Genomic DNA, 23,405 nt, shown 5'->3' on the forward strand with positions numbered 1-23,405 from the left:
GGCGATCTTGACGCTCTTCGCTCTCGTGGTCCCGTCCGGCCTTCAGACGCGTTGCGGTGTCGGGAAGCGGGGGGGGAGTGAGGGGCGAGGCGTGGGCAGCGTCGCCGCGGGAGGTGGCGGAGGCTGCGTGGGTGCCGTTCGACGAGGTCCCGGAGCGGATCCCGGGCGGTGTGTACGGGCCGGTGCGGGATCATCTCAGGGACTCCCCTCACTGAAGCCCGCCCTCGCCAGCACGACCGGATGATGGCGCATGCCTCTGCCCATCGACTCGGTCACCGTCCGCCTGTGGGCGGCTCTTCGCCTGCCGCTCTGGCTGCCTCGCATTGTGCGATGCGGGCGCGTACTTGGGGGTCGCCGGCGATGTCTGGCGGGAGATTTGTGGATGTGTAGACCTTGGCCTGATGGATCTGCTCTGCGGTGAGGCCTTCGGTTTCGGTGAGGTCCGTCTTTTCGAGATCGGCCATGGTCAGGGTCGCGTGCTTCAGGTCGGCGCGGATCAGCCGGACGGTCGTGAGGTCGGCATGGAAGAGGTTGGCCCCTTTGAGTTCGGCGCCCGTGAGATCGGCTCCGGTGAGGTCGGCGTAGGGCAACTTCGCTTTGTTGAGCGTGGCCTCGGTCAGCTTGGCGTATCGGAGTACCGCCTTGGGCATGTGCGCGTCCTGCATCCAGGCGCCCTTGAGATTCGCCCTCGTCAGGTCCGCCTTCTCCAGTTGCGCCCCCGCAAGGACCGCATCCTCAAGGATGGCTTCCTGTAGCTTCGCGCCTCTGAGGTGTGCGCCTGTGAGCTGTGCCTTTGTCATCCACGCGCCTCTGAGATCAGCTTCGCTGAGGTCGCGCCCACCGGTCTTGATGCTGCGGAGGTCCGGCCGTCTGTTGCGCTGGGCGGTGTTTCGGCCAAGGACGTTGAGAGCGGCGCGCACTGGTTCCTTGAGGGGCTTGAGTACAGTGACCGGCCCTGCGGCGGCCGAGTCCGGGTCGATGACGGATCGCGCCTCGACGTGTTTGTCGAGCGAGGTACGGACGTAGGCGGCGAGCACTTCGACCACGGTGGCGCTGTCCTTGCCGGAATCGCGCATGATGCGTTCGAGGGAGTAGATGCCGCCGAGCCGTTCATGGATCTTGTCGGATGCGAGGAGCTTGATGGCTTCGACGTAACGGCCGGTGACTTGCCCTTCGCGGGTGAGGTCGGCCTGCTCCCGGTCCTTGGAGACTGTGTGCAGGTGACTTCGATGGGTGTAGTACAGCCCGGCTCCTGCGATGATGCCGGCGGCGAGTGCGACGAGGCCGGTTCGGAAGCCGGTGATGACGACGCCGTCAGCGGGCTGGAGCGCTCTGCTGCGGATGTGGGCGCTGTCGAACCACCAGGGGCCCCGCCAGAACACGACGACGAAGGCCACTGCGCCGACGGCTATCAGGAGAGATGCTCTGACCGCGCGGTTGCGCAGCGGGTTCTCACGTCTTCTGCCTTGTGGGCGTCTGAAGCGGATGGCAACCCACGCCAGGAGGAGCGCGACCAGGCCTTCGATGATCCAGACCCAGGTCGTCAGCGGGAGGCCTGATGGCCAGGAGAGCGCGGCAGGAGACATAGGCCAAGATCCTGTCGGACTGCCGCTTCCCGCGGGAGCTGAACACCGCATTTGCCGCAGGCGGTGATCGAGTGCCGGCACCGAGCCGCGTTCACCGATGAGCGGCCAGCACTGCCGCGAGGCCCTCCTGCAGATCCTTGACGAAGAACTCGGGAACCTCCAGCGACGGGAAATGACCCCCGTTCTCCGGCGACCTCCACCGGACGATGTGCCGGTACCGCTCCTGTGCCCAGGGGCGCGGAGATTTCTCGATGTCGCGGGGATACATGGTGATCGCGGATGGGACGTCGACCCGAAGTTCGGGATCGAGCGAGTTGTGGCTTTCGTAGTAGATGCGGGCCGCCGATGCGCCGGTCCGCGTCAGCCAGTACAGGGTGACGTCGTCAAGAATGCGGTCTCGGGAAATCGTCTCGAACGGGCTGTCCTCGGTGTCCGACCACTCGGCGAACTTGTCGAGGATCCAGGCGAGCAGCCCGACCGGTGAGTCGACGAGCGAGTAGCCGATGGTCTGCGGCCGGGTCGCCTGCTGCTTCGCGTACGCCGCGCGGTGGCTCCAGAAATCGTGGGTCTCCTCGGTCCACTTGCGCTCGACCGCCGTCAGCCCGTCCGTCGTCAACCCGGGCGGCGCCTCCGCGAACAAGGTGTGGATGCCGAGAACGTGCGCCGGGAACCGGCCACCGAGGACCGTGGTGATATTGCCGCCCCAGTCGCCGCCGTGGGCTACGAACTTTCCGTAGCCGAGCCTTCCCATCAGCTCCACCCATGCGGCCGCGATCTTTTCGGTTCCCCACCCGGTGGTGGCCGGCTTGTCGCTGTAGCCAAAGCCAGGCAGCGACGGGACCACGACGTGGAATGCCGGCGCGTCCGCGTCCTTCGGATCCGCCAACTCGTCCACTACATCGGTGAACTCGGCAATGCTGCCCGGCCAGCCGTGCGTCAGGATCAAAGGAGTGGCATCGGCGCGCGCGGACCGGCGGTGCAGGAAGTGGATGCCCAGATCATCAATGGTCGTGCGGAACTGGCCGATCCGGTTAAGGCGCTCTTCGAACGCCCGCCAGTTGTACCCGGTGCGCCAGTAGTTCACGACATCGACGAGGTCGGCGAGAGGAACGCCCTGCTCCCATCGGCGAGAGCCGGGCGCGGCGCCGTGGACCGTCTCAGCCTCCGGCAGTCGCGCCGCGGCCAGCCGCGCGCGCAGATCGTCGAGGTCGGCGTCGGTTGCGTGGGCTTCAAACGCGTGTACGTCGCTGGCGGGACGGGGCATGAGTCCTCCTGGCCATAGCGGAACCGTCTAAGACGGTTCTAACAGCCCTCCGAGTCACGCCGCAACCGGCTAAGGTGGTTCCATGCGTGTTGAGTTCCCCGACTTCCGCCTCGGCAAGGTGCTGGCGACGAGCTTCACGGGGACCCTGTCGGAGCGTCACGGCGACGCCGTGGAGCGCATTCCCACGCCGCAACGACTCGTCGACTGGCTGGCCGTCAGCGGCCTCGCCGTGGACTCCTGTACCGCTGCCCAGCTCGCCCTCGCCCGGGAACTGAGGGAGTCGATTCACGCCGCCGCGACAGCGGCCGCACTCCAGGACGCTCTCCCCGCGTCCGCCGTCCACGTCATCAATGACCGCAGCGCTCAGGGTCGAGCCGCGGCCGTCCTGACGCCCGAGGGCCGGCGGCGATGGCAGCTCGGCTCGGCTTCCTGCGTGGAGGACGCCCTCAGCGTGATCGCCGCCGACGCGGTCAGCATCATCGCGGGCGAACGAGACGGAAAACTGGCCTTGTGCGCCTCCCCCACCTGCCGAGCCGCCTTCTTCGACACCAGCCAGAGCCGCACTCGCAGATGGTGCGACATGAACACATGCGGCAATCGCCAGAAGAAAGCGCGCTTCAACGCCAACCAGCGGAATAACCCCAGACCAGCGGAGTGATCGTCACCTCGGCGCATCCATGCCAGCAGATCTGCAACTCGTCAGCGGCGGCATGATCAGCGCATCGATGATGAGCTGGATCGGCAGAAGGGCATGGCGGGCGACGACGAGGCCGGTGCAGAGTTCGCCAAGGTTTACAAGTCGGCCGCGGGCACGACGCTCGACAAACGTGGCTCACGCTCTGGACGCTGCGGGATTGTGCCGCTCCGCCTCGACGGTGCCAGGAACACTCCGAACAGCCCGGAGAGTGCCTACCAGTTGCGGACTGCGGGCTACCCGGAACGGAAGATCCCGCTGCTGCTGACGTCGCAGTCCAAGTTCAAGGCTTCTGACGGCATGCGCCCTCCAGAGGGCTACATGATCGACTCCAAGTACGTGCTCGGCCAGCACAACGACGCGATGACCGCGAACAAGGAAATCCGCGGCCTGGAGATCGTCACTAACGACGAGGACGCCACAGCCTGCTGGCAGACCCTGATGGCCCAAGAAGGCGTCAGAGTTCCTGCTCTGGCTCCGCGATCACTCCCTGCCTTCTCCCGGCATCATCCGGTACACAACAGAGGACGCCGTAGAACAGGGGCTGCAAACTGACGGGCGGGTGCCTGCTGTCGGAGGCGCCTTGGAGATCAAGGACGAGCTGGAGCAGCATCTTCGAGTCGTCACAGCGTGACCTGAAGGCCTGCGAGCCCGACCCCCAAATGACCCCATTCCCGCCGTCCCGGGGTCGGGTGGCGGTCGGTGGAGTCCACACCTTCTGGTGATCCACGCTTGCGGCCTGCGCCTTTGGAACCGGCGGAGATCGGTGGGGGCCCTCCAGCGCGACCATATTCGGACGATCCCCCGCGTCGCCCGAATACGGCCGGCTGATCCGTGCGCACCGTGCCCAGGGGCCGGTGGCCGGACCGCGCTGAGTATAGTTGGCTGAGAGCCAGTCAACGCAGGAGTCAAGGATGTCCCCCCGCAGCGCATCGGTCAATGAGGAGTTGCGCCGACGTTCCCGTGAGCGGCTTCTGCAGGCGACGCTGGAGCTCGTCGGGGAGCGCGGCTATGACGCGACGACCCTCGGCGACATCGCGGACCGTGCCGGTTCGGCGCGCGGCCTGGTCTCGTACTACTTCCCCGGCAAGCGCCAGCTGCTGCAGTCCGCCGTGCACCGGCTGATGCACCGGACCCTGGAAGAGGCACTGGAGCGCCGGCCGCCGACGCAGGACGGGGACGAGCGGCTGGCCCGGGCCGTCGACGCGATCCTGGGTCTGGCCCGGGACCAGCCCGTTCTCATGCGGACGCACATGGCGGGCATCCTGCAGGCCGAGGGGTTCGTGCAGTGCCCGGAGCAGCAGCGGCTGGCGGCCCTGCTGCGTGACACCGTCGTACGGCACGGGACGCTCGACGTCGACCGGGACTACCCGCTGCTGCGCGCCCTGTTGATGGGCGCGGTGTTCGCGATGCTCGTACCGGGAGCGCCGATGCCGATGGCGGCGCTGCGCGCCGAGCTGTTCCAGCGCTACGGGCTGGAGTGGGAGCGGGGCTTCCCGCCGGGCGACGACGCGTCGCCCGACGAGAGTCCCGCACACGAGCGGCCGGCGGATTTCTCACGCTACTTCGAACCGTTGCGGCCGGCCGCGGACAACGACGGTCAGTCGAAGTAGTCCGGCTGCGTCTGGACGTTGAGCTCGTCCAGGTGGACCCGCTTGGCCGGATCCGTGCGCCGGTCGCTGAGCTTCAGGACGTCGAAGCCCTTCGCGATGTCGTTGGAGAAGATGTAGCCGTTGTAGTAGTACGCCGACCAGGAGCCGCCGACCTGCAGCGCGTCGGTGGTCAGCGGGCCGCGCTCGAAGTAGGCGATCTCCTTGGGCTTCGAGGAGTCGGTGAAGTCCCACACCGAGACGCCGCCCTGGTACCAGGCCTGGACCATGAGGTCCTTGCCCTTGACGGGGATCAGCGAGCCGTTGTGCGCGACACAGTTCTCGGTGTCGGCCTGGTGGCGCGGGATCTTGTAGTAGGAGCGGAAGACGAGCTTGCTCTTGGTGCCCTTGCCGACGATGTCGTAGATGCCGTCCGCGCCGCGGTTCGGGCCGATCTGGGCGTTGCAGGTGGCCGCGCCGCCGCCGCCGAGCTCATCGGTGAACACGACCTTGTTCGCCTTCTGGTTGAAGGTCGCCGAGTGCCAGAACGCGAAGTTCACGTTGTCCTGGACCTGGTCGATGACCTTCGGGTTCTCCGGGTCCTTGATGGAGAACAGGATGCCGTCGCCCATGCAGGCACCGGCGGCCAGGTCCTTCGAGGGCAGCACCGTGATGTCGTGGCAGCCGGTGGTCTTGGAGACGCCCGGGTTGGTGGGGGCGCCCGGGTTGCCGCCGCCGTCCGCGCCCTCACCGGGGAACAGGACGGGGAAGTTCACCACGGCCGCCTTCTGCGGGGCCTTGCGCGGCACCTTGATGACCGAGATGCCGTCGTGCGGCGGCTGGCAGTCCGGGAACGTGGCGCTCGGCGAGTACGAGGAGACGTACACGTAGACGTTCTTCTTCTCCGGGACCAGGGTGTGCGTGTGCGAGCCGCACGCGGTCTCGACGGCGGCGACGTACTTCGGGTTCCGCTTGTCGCTGATGTCGAAGACCTTCATGCCCTCCCACGACGACTTCTCGGTCGCGGGCTGGGTGGTGGAGGCACAGGAGTTGTCGCTGCGGGAGCTGTCCGTGGAGAGGAACAGCAGGTTCCCGGAGACGGAGACGTCGTTCTGGGAGCCCGGGCACAGGACCTGGGAGACGGTCCTGGGCGACTTGGGGTTGCTGATGTCGTAGATGCGGAAGCCGTCGTAGTTCCCGGCGAACGCGTACTTGCCCTGGAACGCGAGGTCCGTGTTGAGGCCGGGGAGCACGTCCTTGGGGATGTTGGTGAGGTGCTCGATGTTGTCGGAGTGGACGATCTCGTCCTGTCCGGGTATCTCGTCGGCGGCTATCGCCGCCTTCGCCTCGGCCTCGGTGCTCTGCGAGACGCTCTTGGGGGCTGCGGATCTGTCGCCCGGATCAGGCGTCGCGGACACCGGTCCGGCGGTCAGCAGGGCCGCGAGGAGTCCGGCGGCCGCGGCCCCGACTCCCAGGCGTCTGCGGCGTGTTCGGGTGGAGTCCTGCAACAGGGTCACTGTTGTCTCCCTGATTGACGATGACGTCGTTGATACGTGAACGGTTCACGGATCCCCCGAGTATCGTCTTCCTCATGCACAGATCAACAGATGGCAACGGAATCGTCATCAAAGTTGGGGTTCCCGCCCTGCTCATGGCGCTCGCGCTGGGGTTGACCGCGTGCGACTCAGGGGGTTCCGGTGAGGCCGACTCCCCTGCTTCCGGCGGCCCTTCGGTCATCGCGCCGGGCAAGCCCGGTGAGGCCGCGGAGACACTCTCGGCCCGGGACGCGCAGCGACGCGGCGCGGACGACAAGCCCAACTCGGCCGACGTACGGTACGCGCAGATGATGATCCTGCACCACCAGCAGGCCCTGCAGATGACCGAACTCGCCCCGGAACAGGCCGAGTCGGAGCCGGTGAAACGGCTGGCCGAGCGGATCGCGGCCGCGCAGGGGCCCGAGGTCGCGATGATGCGCGGCTGGCTGGAACAGCACGGTCGGAGCGAGTCCCCGACGGGGCACGCAGGGCACGAGGCGATGCCGGGAATGGCGAGCGCGGCGCAGTTGAAGAAGCTGCGGGCCGCCCGGGGCGAGGCCTTCGACGCGTTGTTCCTGAAGCTGATGATCACCCATCACCAGGGGGCGGTGACGATGGCCACGGAGGTGAAGAGCGACGGGAACGACGTGCAGGTGGAGGAGATGGCCGACGACGTGATCGCCCAGCAGACGGCGGAGATCAACCGCATGCGGGACATGGACTGACGAGGGCGCTGCCCTGACGCCGCGTCACCGCCGGTTGTGGCGGGGCGCCAGGAAACCCGCGTCGCGAGCCGCGGCGATCAGCCGGAGGGACTTGCGGCGGCTGCGGCCCGTGACGCGCATGACTTCCAGGACCGGGTCGCGGCCCTCGTCCTGGGCGGCGCGGTAGACCTCGGCGACATGGCGCCGGCCCTCGGTGCCGCGCGGCCAGGACGGGCGGGCGCGGCGGCCCGGCGGCTCCTCGGGCGCGGCGGGGCAGGCGGGGCGCTCGTGCTGCTCGGCGAGTACCCGGCAGGCGTCCTCCAGGGGGCCCTCGATCCAGTCGGTGAGGGAGGCCAGGTCGTCGAGGGAGAGGGGCGGCTGGGAGCGGACGTCCTCGATGGCGACCCGGTCGTCCGTCACGACGGCGAGGACGTCGATGTTCCTGCCGTCGCCGAACATCAGGCGGACCTGGAACCACGGCGGCAGGACGTCCCCGCCCGGCGCCTCCTCGTCCCACGCCGCTGCCCCGGCGGTGCCGTGTCCCTGGATCTCCCACCGCGGCCACACTGGGACGTAACTATTCGGTTGAAGTTGATCAAAAACATCAGGAAATGAACTGTCCAGCACATGCGAACGGTATCCGTATGATCACGCATGGTCAGTTCACGGCACGCCGACAGCCCCTCCCCCCTGACCGCTCCCGGTGCCATGCTGAGGAACATCAGCGCGCCAGCGGAAGGAGCCGCCCGTGCCGCACATCGCCGTGGTCGGATCGGGGCCGAGCGGGGTCTACACCGCCCAGAGCCTGGTCCGGCAAGGCAGCCTCCCGGACGTCCGCGTCGATGTGCTCGACCGGCTGCCGTGCCCGTACGGCCTGGTGCGTTACGGCGTCGCGCCCGACCACGAGAAGATCAAGTCGCTGCAGAACAACCTGCGGACGGTGCTGCAGGACGACGGCGTCCGATTCCTCGGTGGCGTCGAGATCGGCCCCGCGCTGCCGCCCGCGAAGCTGCTGGAGCTGTACCACGCGGTCGTGTACTGCGTGGGAGCCGCAGCCGACCGGCGGCTCGGGATTCTTGGCGAGGACCTGCCCGGCAGCTGGTCGGCGACCGACTTCGTGGCCTGGTACAGCGCGCATCCGGACGCCCGCGACGACGGATTCGTGCGCGGCGCGCGCACGGCCGTGACGATCGGCGTCGGCAACGTGGCGGTCGACGTGACGCGCATGCTGGCCCGCGGCGCCGCCGAGCTCGCCCCCACCGACATGCCGCAGGCCGCCCTGGGGACGCTGGGCGCCAGCGAGGTGCGGGACGTGTACATGGTGGGCCGGCGCGGCCCGTCGCAGGCCCGCTTCACCACCAAGGAGCTGCGCGAGCTCGCCACCCTCCCGGAGACCGAGATCGTCCTGGACGAGGCGGAGTTGGCGCTCGATCCCGGCTACCGCGAGCCCGCCGCGCTGCCCGCCGCGGTCCGCCGCAACGTGGAGGTGCTGCGCGGCTGGGCCGCCCTGCCGCGCCGGGGCGCCGCCCGCCGGATCCATCTGCGGTTCTTCCTGCGGCCCGTCGAGATCACCGGGGACCGGGGGCGCGTCGCGGGGGTGCGGTTCGAGCGGACCCGGCCGGACGGACGCGGGGGCGTGACCGGCACGGGCGAGTACGAGGACATCGGGGCGCAGCTGGTGCTCCGGTCGGTGGGGTATCGCGGAGTGCCGCTGGAGGGACTGCCGTTCGACGCCGAGCGGGGAACCGTGCCGCACACCGCGGGGCGGGTGCTGCGCGGCGGCCTCGTCTCGCCCGGCGAGTACGTCGCGGGCTGGATCAAGCGCGGGCCGACCGGAGTCATCGGCACGAACCGGCCGTGCGCCAAGGAGACGGTGACGTCCCTGGTCGAGGACGCCCCCGCGTTCGTACGCAAGGACCTCGCAGGGGATCCGCTGGCCGGGCTGGTCGCCGCCGGCGCCCGGCCCGTGGAGTGGGACGGGTGGCGGGCGATCGAGCTGGCCGAGGCCGCGCTGGGGCGGTCGCTGGGGCGCGGGTCCGTGAAGATCCCGGACTGGGCGGGGCTGTTGAGCGCGGCGCGGGGCGCGCCCGGGGCCTGACACATCCCGGCAACAACCGCGAAATCAACAAACCGTTTAAGCCGATTACGGTCTCGTGCTGCCGCCTCCTCCCCACCCTGTCCCCGTGACGTTCCCGGTCTTGGAGCACGTATGAAGCATCCCGTCGATCAGGTCCCGCCCGCCCGCCAGTTGGTGGCGTTCGGACTGCAGCACGTTCTCGCGATGTACGCCGGCGCGGTCGCCGTGCCGTTGATCGTGGGCGGCGCGATGAAGCTGCCGCCCGCCGATCTCGCGTATCTGATCACCGCCGACTTGCTGGTGTGCGGGATCGCGACGCTCATCCAGTGCGTGGGCGTGTGGCGGTTCGGCATCCGGCTGCCGATCGTGCAGGGCTGCACGTTCGCGGCCGTCTCTCCGATGGTGCTCATCGGTACGACGGGCGGCGGACTGCCCGCGATCTACGGGGCGGTGATCGTCGCGGGGCTCGCGATGATGCTGCTCGCACCGGTCTTCGGACGCCTGCTGACGTTCTTCCCGCCGGTCGTGACCGGCACGGTCATCCTGATCATCGGCCTCTCGCTGCTGCCGACCGCGGGCACGTGGGCGGCGGGCGGTTCCGGTGCGGAGGACTTCGGGGAGCCGAAGAACATCGCGCTCGCGGCGCTCGTCCTGGTGATCGTCCTCGGCGTGCAGCGGTTCGCGCCGCCCGCCCTCAGCCGGATCGCGGTGCTGATCGGCATCGTGGCCGGTACGGCGGTGGCGATACCCACCGGGTTCACGGACTTCGGCGCGGTCGGGGACGCGAACTGGGTGGGCATCAGCACACCGTTCCACTTCGGGGCGCCGGAGTTCCACGGCGCGGCCATCGTCTCGATGCTCATCGTGGCCCTGGTGACCATGACCGAGACCACCGGCGACTTCATCGCGGTCGGCGAGATGACGGAGCGCCCGGTGGACCGGCGCGCGCTCGCCGACGGCCTGCGCGCCGACGGCTTCTCGACCGTCCTCGGCGGCGTCTTCAACACCTTCCCGTACACGGCGTTCGCGCAGAACGTCGGCCTGGTCGGCATGACGAAGGTGCGCAGCCGCTGGGTCGTCGCGGTGGCGGGCGGCATCCTCGTGCTGCTCGGGCTGCTGCCGAAGCTGGGCGCGGTGATCGCCGCGATCCCCTCGCCGGTGCTCGGCGGCGCGGGTCTGGTGATGTTCGGAACGGTCGCGGCGAGCGGCCTGAGGACCCTGTCCAAGGTGGAGTTCGAGGGCACGAGCAATCTGACCGTGGTCGCCGTCTCCGTCGCGCTCGGCATCATCCCCGTGGGCGTACCGACGATCTACGACAAGTTCCCCGACTGGTTCCAGACGGTGATGCACAGCGGGATCAGCGCGGGCTGCCTCACCGCGATCGTGCTGAACCTGCTCTTCAACCACCTTCCAGGGAAGGCGACTTCAGCCGACGGCGCCGTCGATCCGGTCGGCCTGCCGGGCAGCCGCGTCGAGAACACTGTCGAGCAGCCCGGGGAACAGCGCGTCTAGATCGGCCCGGCGCAGCCCGTTCAGCTTGGCGGTCCCACGGTAGACCTGCTCGATCACCCCGCTCTCGCGCAGCACCCGGAAGTGGTGCGTGGACGTGGACTTGGTGACGGGCAGGTCGAAGTGCGAACAGGGCAGCCCCTGCGGCTCGGCCGCCTCGGAGGCCCCCATCTCGCGGACCAGCGCGAGACGCATCGGATCGGACAGGGCGTGCAGCACCGATTCGAGGCGGATCTCCTCGCGGGCGGGGTGAGCGAGCGTGCGGCTGCCGGTGGCCTGCGGTGCTGCGGTCGTCATGGCGGCTCCCCTTGAAGTGCGTCGTCCCGGCGTCATTGTACGAGACCTCTCGTAGTTTGACAGGCGCCGTACTACGATGCCTATCGTACGAGGCAAGCTTCTGAGCACGTACGAATGGAGTCCGCCGTGAGCGCGCTGTTCGAGCCCTACACCCTGCGGTCGCTGACCGTCCCGAACCGGGTCTGGATGCCGCCGATGTGCCAGTACAGCGCCGCCCCGGAGGGCCCGCTGACCGGTGCCCCCACGGACTGGCACTTCCAGCACTACGGCGCGCGGGCGGCCGGCGGCACGGGCCTGATCATCGTCGAGGCGACGGGTGTCAGCCCCGAGGGCCGCATCTCACCGTACGACCTCGGCATCTGGAACGACACACAGGTGGAGGCGCTGCGCCGGATCACGACGTTCCTGAAGTCGCAGGGGACGGTGCCGGGGATCCAGCTCGGGCACGCGGGCCGCAAGGCCTCCACCGACCGCCCCTGGAAGGGCGGCGCGCCGCTCGGCCCCGAGGACCACGGGTGGCAGGCGGTCGCGCCGAGCGCGGTCGCCTTCGACGAGAAGCACGCGGTGCCGACCGAGCTGACCGCCGACGGCATCGCCGAGATCGTCCGGCAGTTCGCGGACGCGGCGCGGCGGGCGCTCGACGCCGGGTTCGAGGTCGCCGAGATCCACGGTGCGCACGGCTATCTGATCGGCCAGTTCCTCTCCCCGCACAGCAACCGGCGCACGGACGAGTACGGGGGCTCCTACGAGAACCGCATCCGGTTCGCGCTGGAGGTCGTCGACGCCGTCCGTGCGGTGTGGCCCGAGGAACTCCCCCTCTTCTTCCGGATCTCCGCGACGGACTGGCTCGACGAGGGCGGCTGGACGGCGGACGACACCGTCCGGTTCACCGCCGAGCTCCAGGCGCACGGCGTCGACCTGATCGACGTGTCGACCGGCGGCAACGCGGCAGGCGTCCGCATCCCCGTCGGGCCCGGCTACCAGGTGCCGTTCGCGGCGCGTGTCCGGGGTGAGGCAGGGGTGCCGACCGCCGCCGTCGGCCTGATCACGGAACCGCAGCAGGCCGAGAAGATCCTCGCGGACGGCGAGGCCGACGCGGTGCTGCTCGGCCGCGAGCTGCTGCGCGACCCCTCGTTCGCCCGGCACGCGGCGCGCGAGCTGGGCGGGGACGTGCACGTCCCGGACCAGTACCACCGGTCCGTCTGAGCCGTCCGCCCCGCAGCCGCCCCGGCCACCGTGCCGGGGCGGCTGCGGGCGCAGGGCCGTAGGACCCGAAGGTCGGGACCATCGGCGGGCCGCGGCGTGGGGGCCGGGGCGTGCAATGGAAGGCGACAGGTACGCCGACCGTCCCTCCGGAGGCTTCGGGTGATCGAGGAGAAGCGGGGTTTCTGCACGCTCTGCAAGTCGCGCTGCGGTGCCGTGTTCACCGTCGAGGACGGCCGGATCACCGGGGTCAGGCCCGACCCCGGGCATCCGACCGGCGCGGCGATGTGCCCGAAGGGCCGGGCCGCGGCCGAGATCGCGCACAGCAGTCGGCGGCTGACGACCCCGCTGCGCCGCACCCGGCCCAAGGACGACCCCGACCCGGGCTGGGAGCCGGTCTCCTGGGACGAGGCGCTGGACGAGATTGCGCGCCGGATGCGGGAGATCGCCGCCGAGAGCGGGCCGGAGGCGGTCGCGTTCGGGGTGGCCACGCCCAGCGGCACGATGATCTCCGACGCGACCGAGTGGATCGAGCGGTTCGTCCGCCGTTTCGGCAGCCCGAACACCGTGTACAGCGCCGAGATCTGCAACTGGCACAAGGACTTCGCCCACGCCTTCACGTTCGGCTGTCCGCTGCCGCCGCCGGACTACGCGCACGCCGGCCTCGCCCTGCTGTGGGGCTTCAACCCGGCCAAGACCTGGCTCGCACAGTCGGCAGCCCTGTCGGCGGCCCAGGCGCGCGGGATGCGGCTCGCCGTCGTCGATCCCCGGCGCTCCACCAGCGCGCTGCGCGCCGACCACTGGCTGCGGGTGCGTCCGGGCACCGACGCGGCGCTCGCCCTGGGCCTCGCCCATCTGCTGATCCGGCAGGACGCCTACGACGAGGAGTTCGTGCGGTCCTGGACCAACGGTCCGCTGCTGGTGCGCTGCGACGACGGGCGGTTCCTGTGCGCCGGCGACCTGGTGGCCGGTGCCGAGGGGTTCGTCGTGTGGGACGAGCGGACGGGCACGCCGGAGGCCTGTGACACGGAGCGGGCCGCCGTCGCGCCCGAGCGGTTCGCGCTGCGCGGGCGGCGCCGGGTCCGGCTGCGCACCGGCGCGACCGTGGACTGCGTGCCCGCGTTCGAGCGGTACGCCGAGGCGTGTGCGCGGTGGCCGGTGGAACGGGTGGCGGCCGAGACCTGGATCCCCGAGGCGGACATCCGGTCGCTGGCCGCGGAGATCGCGGCGGCGGACTCGGTGACGTACTACGGGTGGACCGGGGTCGGGCAGAGCGCGAACGCCGCGCAGACCGAACGGGCCCTGGCCACCCTGTACGCGCTCACCGGGTCCTTCGACCGGCGGGGCGGCAACCGGATCGCACCCCCGCCGCCCTACCGTCCGGCCTCCGGCTTCGGCGACTTCGACCCGGCGCAGCGGGCCAAGGCCCTCGGTCTCGACCGTCACCCGCTGGGGCCGCCCGCTTTCGGGTACGTCAATGCGGGCGACCTGTGCCGGGCGATCGAGGAACAACAGCCCTATGCGGTGCGGGCGTTGATCGGGTTCGGGGCGAATCTCGTGGTGGCGCAGCCGGGTTCGGACCGGACGGCGCGTGCGCTGCGGGCGCTGGACTTCCAGGTGCACCTCGATCTGTTCGAGTCGCCGACGAGCGCCAGTGCGGACATCGTGCTGCCGGTGAACAGCGCGTACGAGCACGAGGCGCTGCGATGCGGTTTCGAGATCGGGCACCGGGCGCAGGAGCAGGTGCAGCTGCGGCCGCGGATCGTGGAGCCGCTGCCCGGGACCCGCTCCGACACCGAGGTCGTCTTCGCGCTGGCCGAACGGCTCGGCATGGGCGGAGAGTTCTTCGGCGGGGACGTGACAGCCGCCTGGGACTGGCAGCTGGAACCGCTCGGGCTGAGCGTCGAGCGGCTGCGGGCGACGCCGGGCGGCATCCGGGTGCCGCGGCCGGAGACGGAGCGGCGCCACGCCGTCACCGACGACGCGGGGCGGGTGACCGGCTTCGGCACACCGACGCGGCGCGTGGAGCTGTATTCACAGCGCCTTCTCGACCACGGCTACCCGCCCGTTCCCGAGCATCTTGAGCCGCAGGCGCCGGACGACGCGTTCCCCCTGGTGCTGACGTGCGCCAAGCACGGCCATTTCGTGCACAGCCAGCACCGTTCCGTGTCCTCGCTCAGGCGGCGCGCGCCCGATCCGTGCCTGGACCTGCATCCGGACACCGCCGCCGGGAGCGGCATCGCGCAGGGGCAGTGGGTGGAGGTGGCCACGCGGCGCGGCGCGATCCGGCTGCTGGCCCGCTTCGACGAGTCGCTGCACCCGGGCGTGGTGGTCGGCGAGTACGGCTGGTGGCAGGGCGCGCCCGACCTGGCACTGCCCGGCGCCGACCCGCTGGACCCGGGCGGCAGCAACTACAACCGGCTCGTCGACCACACGACGACCGACCCGCTCAGCGGCTCCGCGCCGCTGCGCGCGCTCGCCTGCCGGGTCCGGCCGATCGCCGCGGACCACACCTGGCGCGGCACCCGCGCCTTCACCGTCGTGGGGCGGGGCGACGAGGGCCGGGACGTGCGCACCCTGCGTCTGGCGCCCGTCGACGGCGGCCCGCTGCCCGATCACGCCCCGGGACAGCATGTGACCCTGCGCGCCGCCGGTCCGGGCGGCCCGGACGCCACCCGCGCCTACTCGCTGACCGGACCGGCGACCGACCCGGCCCGCACCGCGTACACCCTGGCCGTGCGCCGGGTGCCCGCAGGCGCGCTGTCCCCGTACGTGCACGAGGCCCTGGCCGTCGGTGACCGGGTCGAACTGACGGCGCCCGGCGGCTCGTTCCGCATCCCGGCCGACACCGACCGTCCCGTGGTGCTGATCGCCGGGGGCATCGGCATCACCCCGTTCCTCGGCTACCTGGAGACCCTGGCGGCGGCCGGCGGCACGGTCCCCGAGGTCGTCCTGCACTACGGCACCACCGACGGCGACGATCACCCGTTCCGCGACCGGTTGCGTGAACTGGAGCGTCTCATCGGGACGTTGACGGTCATCACGCACTACGCGGCGCCGGGGCCGGGCGACCGCCCCGGTCACGGCCACGACCGGCAGGGCTTCATCACGGCGGCCGACGTCGATGCCCGGCTCGTCGGGCGCCGGGCCCGGTTCTATCTGTGCGGTCCCGAGCCGATGCTGTCCGGGCTGACCGAGGGACTGCGGGCGCGGGGCGTGCTGGCCTTCGAGATCTTCAGCGAGCGGTTCCGGGTCGCCCGCCGCGCCGTGGACGTGCCGGAGGGGGCCCGGCGCACCGTCCGGTTCGCCCGCTCGGGGCGGGAGGCGACCTGGACCGCGTCGGACGGCACCCTGCTCGAACTGGCCGAGCGGGAAGGGGTGACCCTGCCGAGCGGCTGCCGGGTGGGGCAGTGCGAGAGCTGCGCCTGCCGGGTGCTGGAAGGGCAGGTCGCGCATCTGGTCGAGCCGGGCGACGACCTGCCCGACGGCACCGCCCTGAGCTGTCAGTCGGTGCCGGCCTCGGACGTCACCCTCGACGCGTGACATCGGCCCGGAGCCACCGCAGGGCCGGGACACCCGGTCGCGCAGGCCTCCGCGGTCCGCCGCTCTTCACAGCCGGGCGGTCCAGGCGTGCCCGTCGCCGTAGGTCGTGGTGAGCGCGTCCGCGAGCCACCGGCGCTGTCCCGGCGTCAGGACGGGCAGCGCCGCCGCGAGGTCCGCCTCGTCCTTGGGGCGGGCGTTCTTCGCCTTGTAGTAGAGCTGCACCTCGGGGGCGAGGAACGGGGTGCCGTCGGCGGCGACGCGGCCCAGCGTGTCGAGCGGCCGGCGCACGCGCGTGTCCCGCCGCGAGTACCACTCGGCGCCCTCGGACTCGTCGAGCATGAGCTGGATGCGCCAGGGGGCGCCGGGCCCCGGACGGCACCAGATGTCGTGCACGCCGGGCGGCAGCGTCTCCCCCGGCGCCCACGGCCGCAGTACTCCTGGCGGATCAGCGGCCCACAACTCCCATCCGGGCAGCGCGTGCTGGACCACGTGCTGGTCCCGGCGCAGCAGCAGGACGTCGATGTCGCCGTGGTCCCGCAGCCGTCGCCCGACGGCCAGTTCGATCGCGATGCCCCCGGCCACCCACCATCGGGCGCCGGCCCCCGCGAACCGCGCCACGACCTCGGCCGTGGGAGCCGGCTCCCACCGTCCGTACGGCGCACGGATGCGTCTCATCCGCCCATTCTCGCGGTGCGGCGAACCTGAGCCGAGCTACAGCAGGGCGGCCCTGAGGTCCGGGCCGTCCCCGGCCTCGTACGCGTCCTCGTCGAAGGGGTACAGCGGACGCTCCACCCGGTGGTGGCCCAGGCGCAGCAGGTCCTGGTCGACTCCGCCGGGGGTGAGCGCGAGCAGCCAGTCGGCGGCCATGTCGTACAGCTCCGGCTCCAGGTAGCCGATCTTGACGACGACGAGGTCGTACGTGCGCGGGTCGATGCCGAGGCCGCCGTCGGCGGGGCCCGTGAAGTCGGCGAGCGTGTGGAACGGCTTGCGGCGCTCGACGAGGATCACGGTGAGGCCGCCGACGCGGACGGCCGCCATGTCGACACCGCGGTCGTAGGCGCCGCCCTCGGCGCGGTCCTTCTGGTCGGCGGCGCGCTGCAACGCCTCGACGGTGCCGGTGAGTTCGTACGGTCCGCCGTGGTGGGTGTCGACCTTGCCGCCGACGGAGAGGGTCACCTCGGCGCCGACACCGGCCGCGAAGCAGGCGGCGACCGCGGCCGGGTCGGTGATGCCCGGGTGGACGGCGGTGACCTCGCCGGTGCGGATCGCGTCGTGCGCCAGCAGCTTCTCCAGCATGTACGCGAGGTCGCCCGCGCCGCCCGCCGTGGGGTTGTCGCCGGAGTCACTGATGAGGAAGGGCCTCTTGGTGGAGGCGACGGCCTGGTCGATGCATTCCTCGGCGCTGCCGGTCGGGCCGACGAACACGAAGTCCTTGCGGGCGTCCCAGTAGCGGCGGGCCAGCGACTCGGCCTCGCGGGCGGCGAGTTCGGCGTCCTCGCCGGTGACGACGATGGCGGCCTTGCAGCGCGGCTCGTCGGCCCAGGCGTAGCCGACCCACATCGCGGCGTCGAGGATGCCGTCCTTCTTCTCGATGTCGGCGAGCGAGGCGTAGAGGGACCTGGCGGGTTCCAGGCGGGTGCTGGTCTTCTCGCCGGGCAGCAGGACCGGGACCTGGACCCAGGCGCGGTGCGGCCGGACTCCGTCCCGCAGGCAGCGCACCAGATTGCGGGCGGCGCGCTCGCGGGTGTCCCAGGCGTCCTCGTGCGGGGCGAGCCGGTGGGCGGTGAGCAGGTCGACCGGCTCCGCGAACCGGCGGGAGACGTTCCCGTGCAGGTCCATCGCGGTGGAGATCATAGGGCGGCTCCCGTCGGGGGTGCCGATGTGGTCGAGCGCGGCGCGGACCGCCTCGGTCAGGTCGCCCTCGGCGTCGGTGAGGCCGATGACGCTCATCGCGCCGTGGATGTCGTACACGAGTCCGTCGAGGGGGCCCGACTCCCTTATGCGGGTGACCAGCTCGTTCTTCAGGGTCAGGTACGACTCGGCTTCCACCGGGCCGCCGGGCAGCGATGTCGCGTGCAGCAGCGGCACCCACTCGACGCGTTCGGCGAGGTCGCTGTCGGGCCGGGTCCACGTGTAGCGGTCGAGGAGGTCCTGGCCGCGGGTCTGCCGGAAGTCGTCGGTGGTGGAGCGGTGCGGGCAGAACGTGGACGACTCGATGCCGATGCCGCCGATGCCGATGCGCAGGCGGCGGCCGTGGACCGGGGTGGTGCGGGTCATGCGGGGGCGCTCTCTTCCTGGGGTGCGGGGATGGCGTTCGAGAGGTTCTGGTGCAGCGCGGTCAGGCCCGCGCCGAGCAGACCGGCGTCGGGGCCCGCCGTCGTGGTGGTGATCTCCAGGTCCGCGGTGGCGAGCGGCAGGCACCGCTCGTAGAGGACACCGCGGACGGCGGCGACGAGCGGTTCGGCGGTGGCGAGGACACCGCCGAGGGCGACGGCCTGCGGGTTGAAGAAGTTCACGACGACCGACAGGACGGTGCCGATGTGGCGTCCCGCGGTGCGTACGAGGGTGGTGGCGACGGGGTCGCCGTCGGCGACGAGCCGCAGGAGTTCGTTCGTGTCCGCCACCTCGACGCCCTGCGCGGCGAGTTCGCGGATGAGGGCGGCGCCGCTGGCGACGGTCTCCAGGCAGCCGATGTTGCCGCAGCTGCACGGCCGGTCGCCCGCCGCCTCGACGCGTACGTGGCTGACGTCGCCGGCGCTGCCGGTGGCGCCGTCGTGCGGGCGGCCCGCGACGATGACACCGCTGCCGATGCCGCGGCCGGCCTTGACGACGACCATGTGGTCGAGATCGGGCCGGGTCGTGCGGTGCTCGCCGACGGCCATCATCGTGGCGTCGTTGGCGACGGTGACGGGCATGCCGAGCCGCTCGGCGAGGACCTCGCGCAGCGGGTAGCGGTGCCAGCCCGGCATCCGCGAGGGGCTCAGGACGCGGCCGTCGGCGGGTGCGACCGGGCCGGGAAAGGCCACGCCGAGGGCCCGCACCGTGCGTCCCGCCTCCCGCTGCGCGGCGGCGAGCCGGGTCACCTGCTCGCACAGCCAGTCGACGGCGGACTCGGGCCCCGCGGTGATGTCGTGCGGCAGGTCGAGGGCGTCGTGGACGGTGCCGCCGAGGTCGACGGCGCCGAGCCTGGCGTGGTGGCTGCCGAGGTCCGCGGCGAGCGCGACGCCGCCCTGCGCCGTCACCCGCAGCAGCCGTGGCCGTCGTCCGCCGCGCGAGGCGCCCTCGCCGGACTCGGTGAGCACACCGGCCGCGACCAGTTCCTGCACGCGCAGCGACACCGTGGAGGGGGCGAGGCCCAGTTCCCGTACGAGATCGGCCCGGGAGGAGGCGGCTCCGGAGGAGACGAGCCGGAGTATGTGCTGCGCCGAACCCGGCTCGCCGTCGTGCGATGTGTCGGCCATGCCGCCCCCTGGTCCACGTACTGTGCGCGTTCGGTCAGTTGATTCGACCGGTTCGTTCGATGACGAGCCGAACATTAACCAGAGTCGAACCAAGTTGACCAGGGCTCCCCGGACTTTGAACTACTTTCCGAATGAACCTATTGACTTGATTCGAACGGCCGCCTTAGCGTTCGGGCGCCGCCCTGTCGATCCGTGGCACGGGGCAGGCTCCTGTCCCCCTTGGAGGCCCTTCGGCATGCGTTCCCTCAGGTCAACGGCGTCCGCCGCGCTCGCCCTCGCGGCGACGCTGGTGGCGCTCACCGGCTGCACGCACGAGGGCGGCCGGATCGCGATGGGCCCGACCGGCGGCACTCCCGTCGAGGGCGGCACGGCCACGATGGCGCTGCCGCCCGCGGCCACCCCGAACTGGATCTTCCCGATCGGCGCGCCGGGTTACGGGGCCTCGTACAACTACGCCATCCAGACGCTGCTGTTCATGCCGGTGTACGACGCGGTGCAGGAGAAGGGCGAACTGACCACGCACGGGCCGAGCACGCTCGGTCTGGAGCCGAAGTACAGCGACGGCAACCGGACGGTCACCGTGCCGCTGCGCCAGGGCGTGACGTGGTCCGACGGGAAGCCGGTGACCGCCCGCGACCTGGAGTTCTGGTTCAACCTCGTCAAGGCGAACAAGGCCGACTGGGGCAGCTACTCGGTCGGCACGATGCCCGACAACGTGAAGAGGTTCGAGGTCGTCGACGCCCACACGGTGCGGCTGCACCTCGACCGCGCGTACAACCCGGACTGGTTCACGGCCAACCAGCTCACCCTCATGCGGGCCCTGCCGCAGCACGCCTGGGACGCCACGCAGGACGGCGGCGAGGTCGGTGACCAGGACCGGACGACGAAGGGCGCCAAGGCGGTCTTCGCCCGGCTCACCCGGCACGCGAAGAGTCTGGGCTCGTACGGCTCCGACCCGTTGTGGAGGACGGTCAACGGCCCGTGGAAGCTGGCGGGTTGGCGGGACAGCGGACAGGTGACCATCGTCCCGAACGAGAAGTACACCGGCCCGCAGTCCGAGCGGCCCCACCTCGACCGAGTGGTGTTCAAGCCGTTCACCACGGCCGACTCCGAGTACAACGTGCTGCGTTCGGGCGGTGTCGACTACGGCTACATCCCGCCGTCGGTGATGGCGCAGAAGGAGAAGTTCCAGGACAAGGGGTACCGCGTCGACCCGTGGGAGGGCTGGGCGGCCACCTACATCGTCTACAACTTCAACTCCACCCATGCCGGACCGCAGATGAGCCAGCTCTACATCCGTCAGGCGATGCAGCACCTCGTCGACCAGGACGCGATGAGCAAGGTCATCTGGCAGGGCAGCGCGACCGCGACGCTGGGCCCCGTACCGGTCACACCGAAGAGCCAGTACCTGTCACCGGCGATGGAACGGAACGCGTATCCGTTCTCCGTCGCGAAGGCCAGGTCCCTCTTGTCGGAGCATGGCTGGCGGACCGTCGACGGCACCGCGCGCTGCGTCCGGCCCGGCACCGGTGATGACGAGTGCGGCCCGGGTATCGGGCGGAACGACCCGCTGGAGCTGACCCTCCTGTCCCAGTCCGGCTCGACCGAGACGACGAACATGATGCAGGAGCTCAAGTCGTCGCTCAGCAGGGCCGGCATCGACCTGACCGTGCGCCAGCAGCCGCTGAACTCCGTGCTCGGCAACTCCGTCCCGTGCAAGAAGAAGGACCCCGGCTGCGACTGGGACATGTCGTTCTTCGGCACCGCCGGCAGCTGGTACTACCCGCTCAACCCGAGCGGCGAGCAGCTCTTCTCGACCGGCGCGTCCGCCAACTTCGGCAACTACAGCGACAAGAAGGCCGACCGGCTCATCCGCGCCGTGCAGTACGCGCCCGACATGAAGGCCGTCCACGAGTACGGCGAGTACCTCTCCGCGCAGCTCCCGGTGATGTGGATGCCGAACCCGGCCTACCAGGTCTCGGTGATCCGCAACGACCTGCGGGGCATCGAGCAGAACCCGACGGTCACCTTCGCGCCGCAGCACTGGTACTACGTCAAGAACGCCAAGAAGGAGTCCACGAAGTGACCGGCTTTCTGGTCAAGCGCTTCCTTCAGGCGCTCGTCGTCCTGTTCCTCGTCTCGATCATCGTCTTCACGCTGCTGCACCTGCTGCCGGGCGGCCCCGCCCGCGCCATCCTCGGCCCCAAGGGCACACCGCAGCAGATCGAGCACTTCAACCACCAGCAGGGATACGACCGTTCGCTGCCGACCCAGTACCTGATGTACCTGAAGCGGCTGGTCACCGGCGACCTCGGCGACTCGTACAAGCTGAACTCGCCGGTCTTCGAGCTGCTGAAGCAGCGGCTGCCGAAGACCCTGCTGCTCACTGTCCTGTCGACGGTGCTCGCCGTGGTCATCGCCGTCCCGCTCGGCCTGCTGCAGGCGGTGCGGCGCGGCAAGGCCTCGGACTACGCCCTCACCGGACTGGCGTTCCTGCTGTACGCGACCCCGGTGTTCTTCCTCGGCCTCATCATGATCATCCTGTTCGCGCAGGTCCTGCCGATCTTCCCGGCGGAGGCCCCGCAGGGCGAGACGATCGGTCAACTCCTCGGCGACTTCACGGGGTTGATCCTGCCGGTGGTGACGATGGCGTTCGGCATCGTGGCCATGTTCAGCCGCTACATGCGCTCGGCGGTCCTGGACAACCTCACCGAGGAGTACGTGCGCACGGCCATGGCGAAGGGCCAGTCGAACCGCCGGATCATGGTCAAGCACGTGCTGCGCAACGCCCTGATCCCGCTGGCCACCCTGCTCGGCCTGTATCTGCCGACGCTGTTCAGCGGCGCGCTCGTCGTCGAGTCGATGTTCAACTACCCGGGCATGGGGCTGCTGTTCTGGAACGCCGCGCAGGGCTCGGACTTCCCCGTACTGCTCGGTGTGACCCTCGTCGTCGGCATCGCGACCGTCCTCGGCTCGCTGCTCACCGACATCCTCTACGCCGTCCTCGACCCCCGGATCCGGAGCGTGGCATGACGACCGCTGTGACCCCCCTGATACCCGGGCACGAGGAGGCCGCGCAGGCCACTCCCTCACTGGCCCGCCGCACCCTGCGCGTGTTCACCGGCAACAAGCTGGCCCTGAGCGGCGTGGTCCTGCTCGTGCTGCTGCTCGCCTTCTGCTATCTGGGACCGCTGGTGCACCCCACCGAGCAGGTCCACACGAACCTGGCGCAGGCCAATCTGTCGCCGGGCACGGCCGGGCACCTGCTCGGCACCACCGACCTCGGCTACGACATGGTCGGCCGGCTGATGGTCGCCGGGCGGACCTCGCTGGAGATCGGCCTGGCGGCGGGGCTGCTGGCCACGCTGTTCGGGACCGTGTACGGGGCCGTCGCCGGGTACTTCGGCGGCTGGGTCGACGCGGCGATGATGCGTGTCACGGACGCGGCTCTCGCCATCCCCGCGATGTTCCTGCTCGTGGTCGTCGCCGCGATCATCACGCCCAGCAAGGGCGTCCTGATCCTCATCATCGCGGGCGTCGCCTGGCTCTCCCCCGCCCGCCTGGTGCGCGGCGAGGCGCTGTCGCTGCGCAACCGCGAGTACGTGCAGGCCATGCGAATGATGGGCGGGGGCGGGGCGCGGGCCGTCTTCAGGCACATCGTGCCCAACGCCATCGGCACGGTCATCGTCAACTGCACGTTCCAGATCGCCGACGCCATCCTCTACGTCAGCTATCTCGCCTTCCTCGGCCTGTCCATCCCGCCGCCGTCCGCCGACTGGGGCTCGATGCTCTCGGCCGGCATCACCTACACGCAGAACGGCTACTGGTGGCTGATCTTCCCGCCGGGCATCGCGATCGTCCTCGTCGTCGCCGCGTTCAACTTCATCGGCGACGGACTGCGGGACGCGTTCGAAGTGCGGCTGCGCAGGTAGCGGGCCCGTGG

19 protein-coding genes are annotated in these 23,405 nt (G+C 70.6%); 11 read left to right on the forward strand and 8 right to left on the reverse strand.

The window, feature by feature from the left end:
• Nucleotides 1–272: 272 nt before the first annotated feature.
• Nucleotides 273–1,586 (reverse strand): pentapeptide repeat-containing protein, encoded by a 1,314-nt coding sequence (locus ACVHNB_RS24650; RefSeq protein ID WP_456225896.1) that lies wholly within the window; start codon nt 1,584–1,586, stop codon nt 273–275.
• A 91-nt stretch (nt 1,587–1,677) separates the two neighbouring features.
• The gene (locus ACVHNB_RS24655; RefSeq protein ID WP_456225897.1) at nt 1,678–2,850 is read right to left on the reverse strand and encodes an epoxide hydrolase; all 1,173 of its coding nucleotides are present in this window, start codon (nt 2,848–2,850) and stop codon (nt 1,678–1,680) included.
• Between the two features lie 82 nt (nt 2,851–2,932).
• Here ACVHNB_RS24655 and ACVHNB_RS24660 point away from each other — a divergent pair, with 82 nt between their 5' ends.
• From ACVHNB_RS24660 to ACVHNB_RS24670, 3 genes are all read left to right on the forward strand, one after another.
• Nucleotides 2,933–3,508, forward strand: coding sequence for a CGNR zinc finger domain-containing protein (locus ACVHNB_RS24660; protein ID WP_428956493.1), 576 nt, complete (start codon nt 2,933–2,935; stop codon nt 3,506–3,508).
• 93 nt (nt 3,509–3,601) lie between these two features.
• Nucleotides 3,602–4,099 (forward strand): restriction endonuclease fold toxin-2 domain-containing protein, encoded by a 498-nt coding sequence (locus ACVHNB_RS24665; RefSeq protein WP_456225898.1) that lies wholly within the window; start codon nt 3,602–3,604, stop codon nt 4,097–4,099.
• A 359-nt stretch (nt 4,100–4,458) separates the two neighbouring features.
• On the forward strand, nt 4,459–5,157 hold the full coding sequence (locus ACVHNB_RS24670; protein WP_428956491.1) for a TetR/AcrR family transcriptional regulator: 699 nt from the start codon (nt 4,459–4,461) through the stop codon (nt 5,155–5,157).
• Here the strand turns inward: ACVHNB_RS24670 and ACVHNB_RS24675 are convergent.
• A complete protein-coding gene (locus ACVHNB_RS24675) occupies nt 5,145–6,650 on the reverse strand; it encodes an LVIVD repeat-containing protein (protein ID WP_428956490.1) in 1,506 nt (501 codons plus the stop codon). The genes ACVHNB_RS24670 and ACVHNB_RS24675 overlap by 13 nt on opposite strands.
• Before the next feature lie 74 nt (nt 6,651–6,724).
• Between ACVHNB_RS24675 and ACVHNB_RS24680 the strand changes: the two genes are divergently transcribed.
• Nucleotides 6,725–7,393, forward strand: coding sequence for a DUF305 domain-containing protein (locus ACVHNB_RS24680; protein ID WP_456225899.1), 669 nt, complete (start codon nt 6,725–6,727; stop codon nt 7,391–7,393).
• Between the two features lie 24 nt (nt 7,394–7,417).
• Here the strand turns inward: ACVHNB_RS24680 and ACVHNB_RS24685 are convergent, their stop codons facing one another.
• Nucleotides 7,418–7,939: a DUF6214 family protein gene (locus ACVHNB_RS24685; RefSeq protein ID WP_456225900.1), complete on the reverse strand. Its 522-nt coding sequence runs from the start codon at nt 7,937–7,939 to the stop codon at nt 7,418–7,420.
• Between the two features lie 181 nt (nt 7,940–8,120).
• On the opposite strand from ACVHNB_RS24685, the gene ACVHNB_RS24690 reads away from it, so the two are divergent.
• Both ACVHNB_RS24690 and ACVHNB_RS24695 read left to right on the forward strand, forming a co-directional pair.
• A complete protein-coding gene (locus ACVHNB_RS24690; protein ID WP_456225901.1) occupies nt 8,121–9,470 on the forward strand; it encodes an NADP oxidoreductase in 1,350 nt (449 codons plus the stop codon).
• Nucleotides 9,471–9,581: 111 nt separating this feature from the next.
• Nucleotides 9,582–10,961 (forward strand): nucleobase:cation symporter-2 family protein, encoded by a 1,380-nt coding sequence (locus ACVHNB_RS24695; RefSeq protein WP_456225902.1) that lies wholly within the window; start codon nt 9,582–9,584, stop codon nt 10,959–10,961.
• Here ACVHNB_RS24695 and ACVHNB_RS24700 read toward each other — a convergent pair.
• Nucleotides 10,875–11,255: an ArsR/SmtB family transcription factor gene (locus tag ACVHNB_RS24700; RefSeq protein WP_456225903.1), complete on the reverse strand. Its 381-nt coding sequence runs from the start codon at nt 11,253–11,255 to the stop codon at nt 10,875–10,877. The genes ACVHNB_RS24695 and ACVHNB_RS24700 overlap by 87 nt on opposite strands.
• A 126-nt stretch (nt 11,256–11,381) precedes the next feature.
• Here ACVHNB_RS24700 and ACVHNB_RS24705 point away from each other — a divergent pair, with 126 nt between their 5' ends.
• Complete coding sequence (locus ACVHNB_RS24705; RefSeq protein ID WP_456225904.1) at nt 11,382–12,461, forward strand: NADH:flavin oxidoreductase/NADH oxidase; 1,080 nt, start codon at nt 11,382–11,384, stop codon at nt 12,459–12,461.
• A 159-nt stretch (nt 12,462–12,620) separates the two neighbouring features.
• Complete coding sequence (locus tag ACVHNB_RS24710) at nt 12,621–16,001, forward strand: molybdopterin-dependent oxidoreductase (RefSeq protein ID WP_456225905.1); 3,381 nt, start codon at nt 12,621–12,623, stop codon at nt 15,999–16,001.
• A 66-nt stretch (nt 16,002–16,067) separates the two neighbouring features.
• Here ACVHNB_RS24710 and ACVHNB_RS24715 read toward each other — a convergent pair whose 3' ends face one another.
• From ACVHNB_RS24715 to ACVHNB_RS24725, 3 genes are read right to left on the reverse strand one after another with little or no spacing between them, the layout of a single operon-like run.
• Nucleotides 16,068–16,676 (reverse strand): nucleotidyltransferase domain-containing protein, encoded by a 609-nt coding sequence (locus tag ACVHNB_RS24715; RefSeq protein ID WP_456225906.1) that lies wholly within the window; start codon nt 16,674–16,676, stop codon nt 16,068–16,070.
• A gap of 36 nt (nt 16,677–16,712) precedes the next feature.
• Complete coding sequence (locus ACVHNB_RS24720) at nt 16,713–18,278, reverse strand: M81 family metallopeptidase (RefSeq protein ID WP_456225907.1); 1,566 nt, start codon at nt 18,276–18,278, stop codon at nt 16,713–16,715.
• The gene (locus ACVHNB_RS24725; RefSeq protein WP_428956481.1) at nt 18,275–19,462 is read right to left on the reverse strand and encodes an ROK family protein; all 1,188 of its coding nucleotides are present in this window, start codon (nt 19,460–19,462) and stop codon (nt 18,275–18,277) included. Before ACVHNB_RS24725 ends, ACVHNB_RS24720 begins: the two co-directional genes overlap by 4 nt.
• Nucleotides 19,463–19,697: 235 nt before the next feature.
• Here ACVHNB_RS24725 and ACVHNB_RS24730 point away from each other — a divergent pair, with 235 nt between their 5' ends.
• From ACVHNB_RS24730 to ACVHNB_RS24740, 3 genes are read left to right on the forward strand one after another with little or no spacing between them, the layout of a single operon-like run.
• Nucleotides 19,698–21,548 carry a peptide ABC transporter substrate-binding protein gene (locus tag ACVHNB_RS24730; protein ID WP_428956480.1) on the forward strand — a complete coding sequence of 617 codons (1,851 nt, stop codon included), beginning with the start codon at nt 19,698–19,700 and terminating at the stop codon, nt 21,546–21,548.
• Nucleotides 21,545–22,495: an ABC transporter permease gene (locus ACVHNB_RS24735; RefSeq protein ID WP_428956479.1), complete on the forward strand. Its 951-nt coding sequence runs from the start codon at nt 21,545–21,547 to the stop codon at nt 22,493–22,495. Before ACVHNB_RS24730 ends, ACVHNB_RS24735 begins: the two co-directional genes overlap by 4 nt.
• Entirely contained in the window at nt 22,492–23,394 is a 903-nt protein-coding gene (locus ACVHNB_RS24740) for an ABC transporter permease (RefSeq protein ID WP_428956478.1), read from the forward strand. The genes ACVHNB_RS24735 and ACVHNB_RS24740 overlap by 4 nt, the downstream gene beginning before the upstream one ends.
• The last annotated feature ends 11 nt before the right edge of the window (nt 23,395–23,405 follow it).

This window comes from Streptomyces sp. YJ-C3, from assembly GCF_053891275.1.

Bases quoted from the DNA above. Each gene is read 5' to 3' on its own strand.
- ACVHNB_RS24660 (WP_428956493.1), top strand. From the start codon at position 2,933: ATGCGTGTTGAGTTCCCCGACTTCCGCCTCGGCAAGGTGCTGGCGACG.
- ACVHNB_RS24715 (WP_456225906.1), bottom strand. From the start codon at position 16,676: ATGAGACGCATCCGTGCGCCGTACGGACGGTGGGAGCCGGCTCCCACG.
- ACVHNB_RS24740 (WP_428956478.1), top strand. From the start codon at position 22,492: ATGACGACCGCTGTGACCCCCCTGATACCCGGGCACGAGGAGGCCGCG.
- ACVHNB_RS24730 (WP_428956480.1), top strand. From the start codon at position 19,698: ATGCGTTCCCTCAGGTCAACGGCGTCCGCCGCGCTCGCCCTCGCGGCG.
- ACVHNB_RS24650 (WP_456225896.1), bottom strand. From the start codon at position 1,586: ATGTCTCCTGCCGCGCTCTCCTGGCCATCAGGCCTCCCGCTGACGACC.
- ACVHNB_RS24670 (WP_428956491.1), top strand. From the start codon at position 4,459: ATGTCCCCCCGCAGCGCATCGGTCAATGAGGAGTTGCGCCGACGTTCC.
- ACVHNB_RS24725 (WP_428956481.1), bottom strand. From the start codon at position 19,462: ATGGCCGACACATCGCACGACGGCGAGCCGGGTTCGGCGCAGCACATA.
- ACVHNB_RS24655 (WP_456225897.1), bottom strand. From the start codon at position 2,850: ATGCCCCGTCCCGCCAGCGACGTACACGCGTTTGAAGCCCACGCAACC.
- ACVHNB_RS24720 (WP_456225907.1), bottom strand. From the start codon at position 18,278: ATGACCCGCACCACCCCGGTCCACGGCCGCCGCCTGCGCATCGGCATC.
- ACVHNB_RS24680 (WP_456225899.1), top strand. From the start codon at position 6,725: ATGCACAGATCAACAGATGGCAACGGAATCGTCATCAAAGTTGGGGTT.
- ACVHNB_RS24695 (WP_456225902.1), top strand. From the start codon at position 9,582: ATGAAGCATCCCGTCGATCAGGTCCCGCCCGCCCGCCAGTTGGTGGCG.
- ACVHNB_RS24700 (WP_456225903.1), bottom strand. From the start codon at position 11,255: ATGACGACCGCAGCACCGCAGGCCACCGGCAGCCGCACGCTCGCTCAC.
- ACVHNB_RS24665 (WP_456225898.1), top strand. From the start codon at position 3,602: ATGGCGGGCGACGACGAGGCCGGTGCAGAGTTCGCCAAGGTTTACAAG.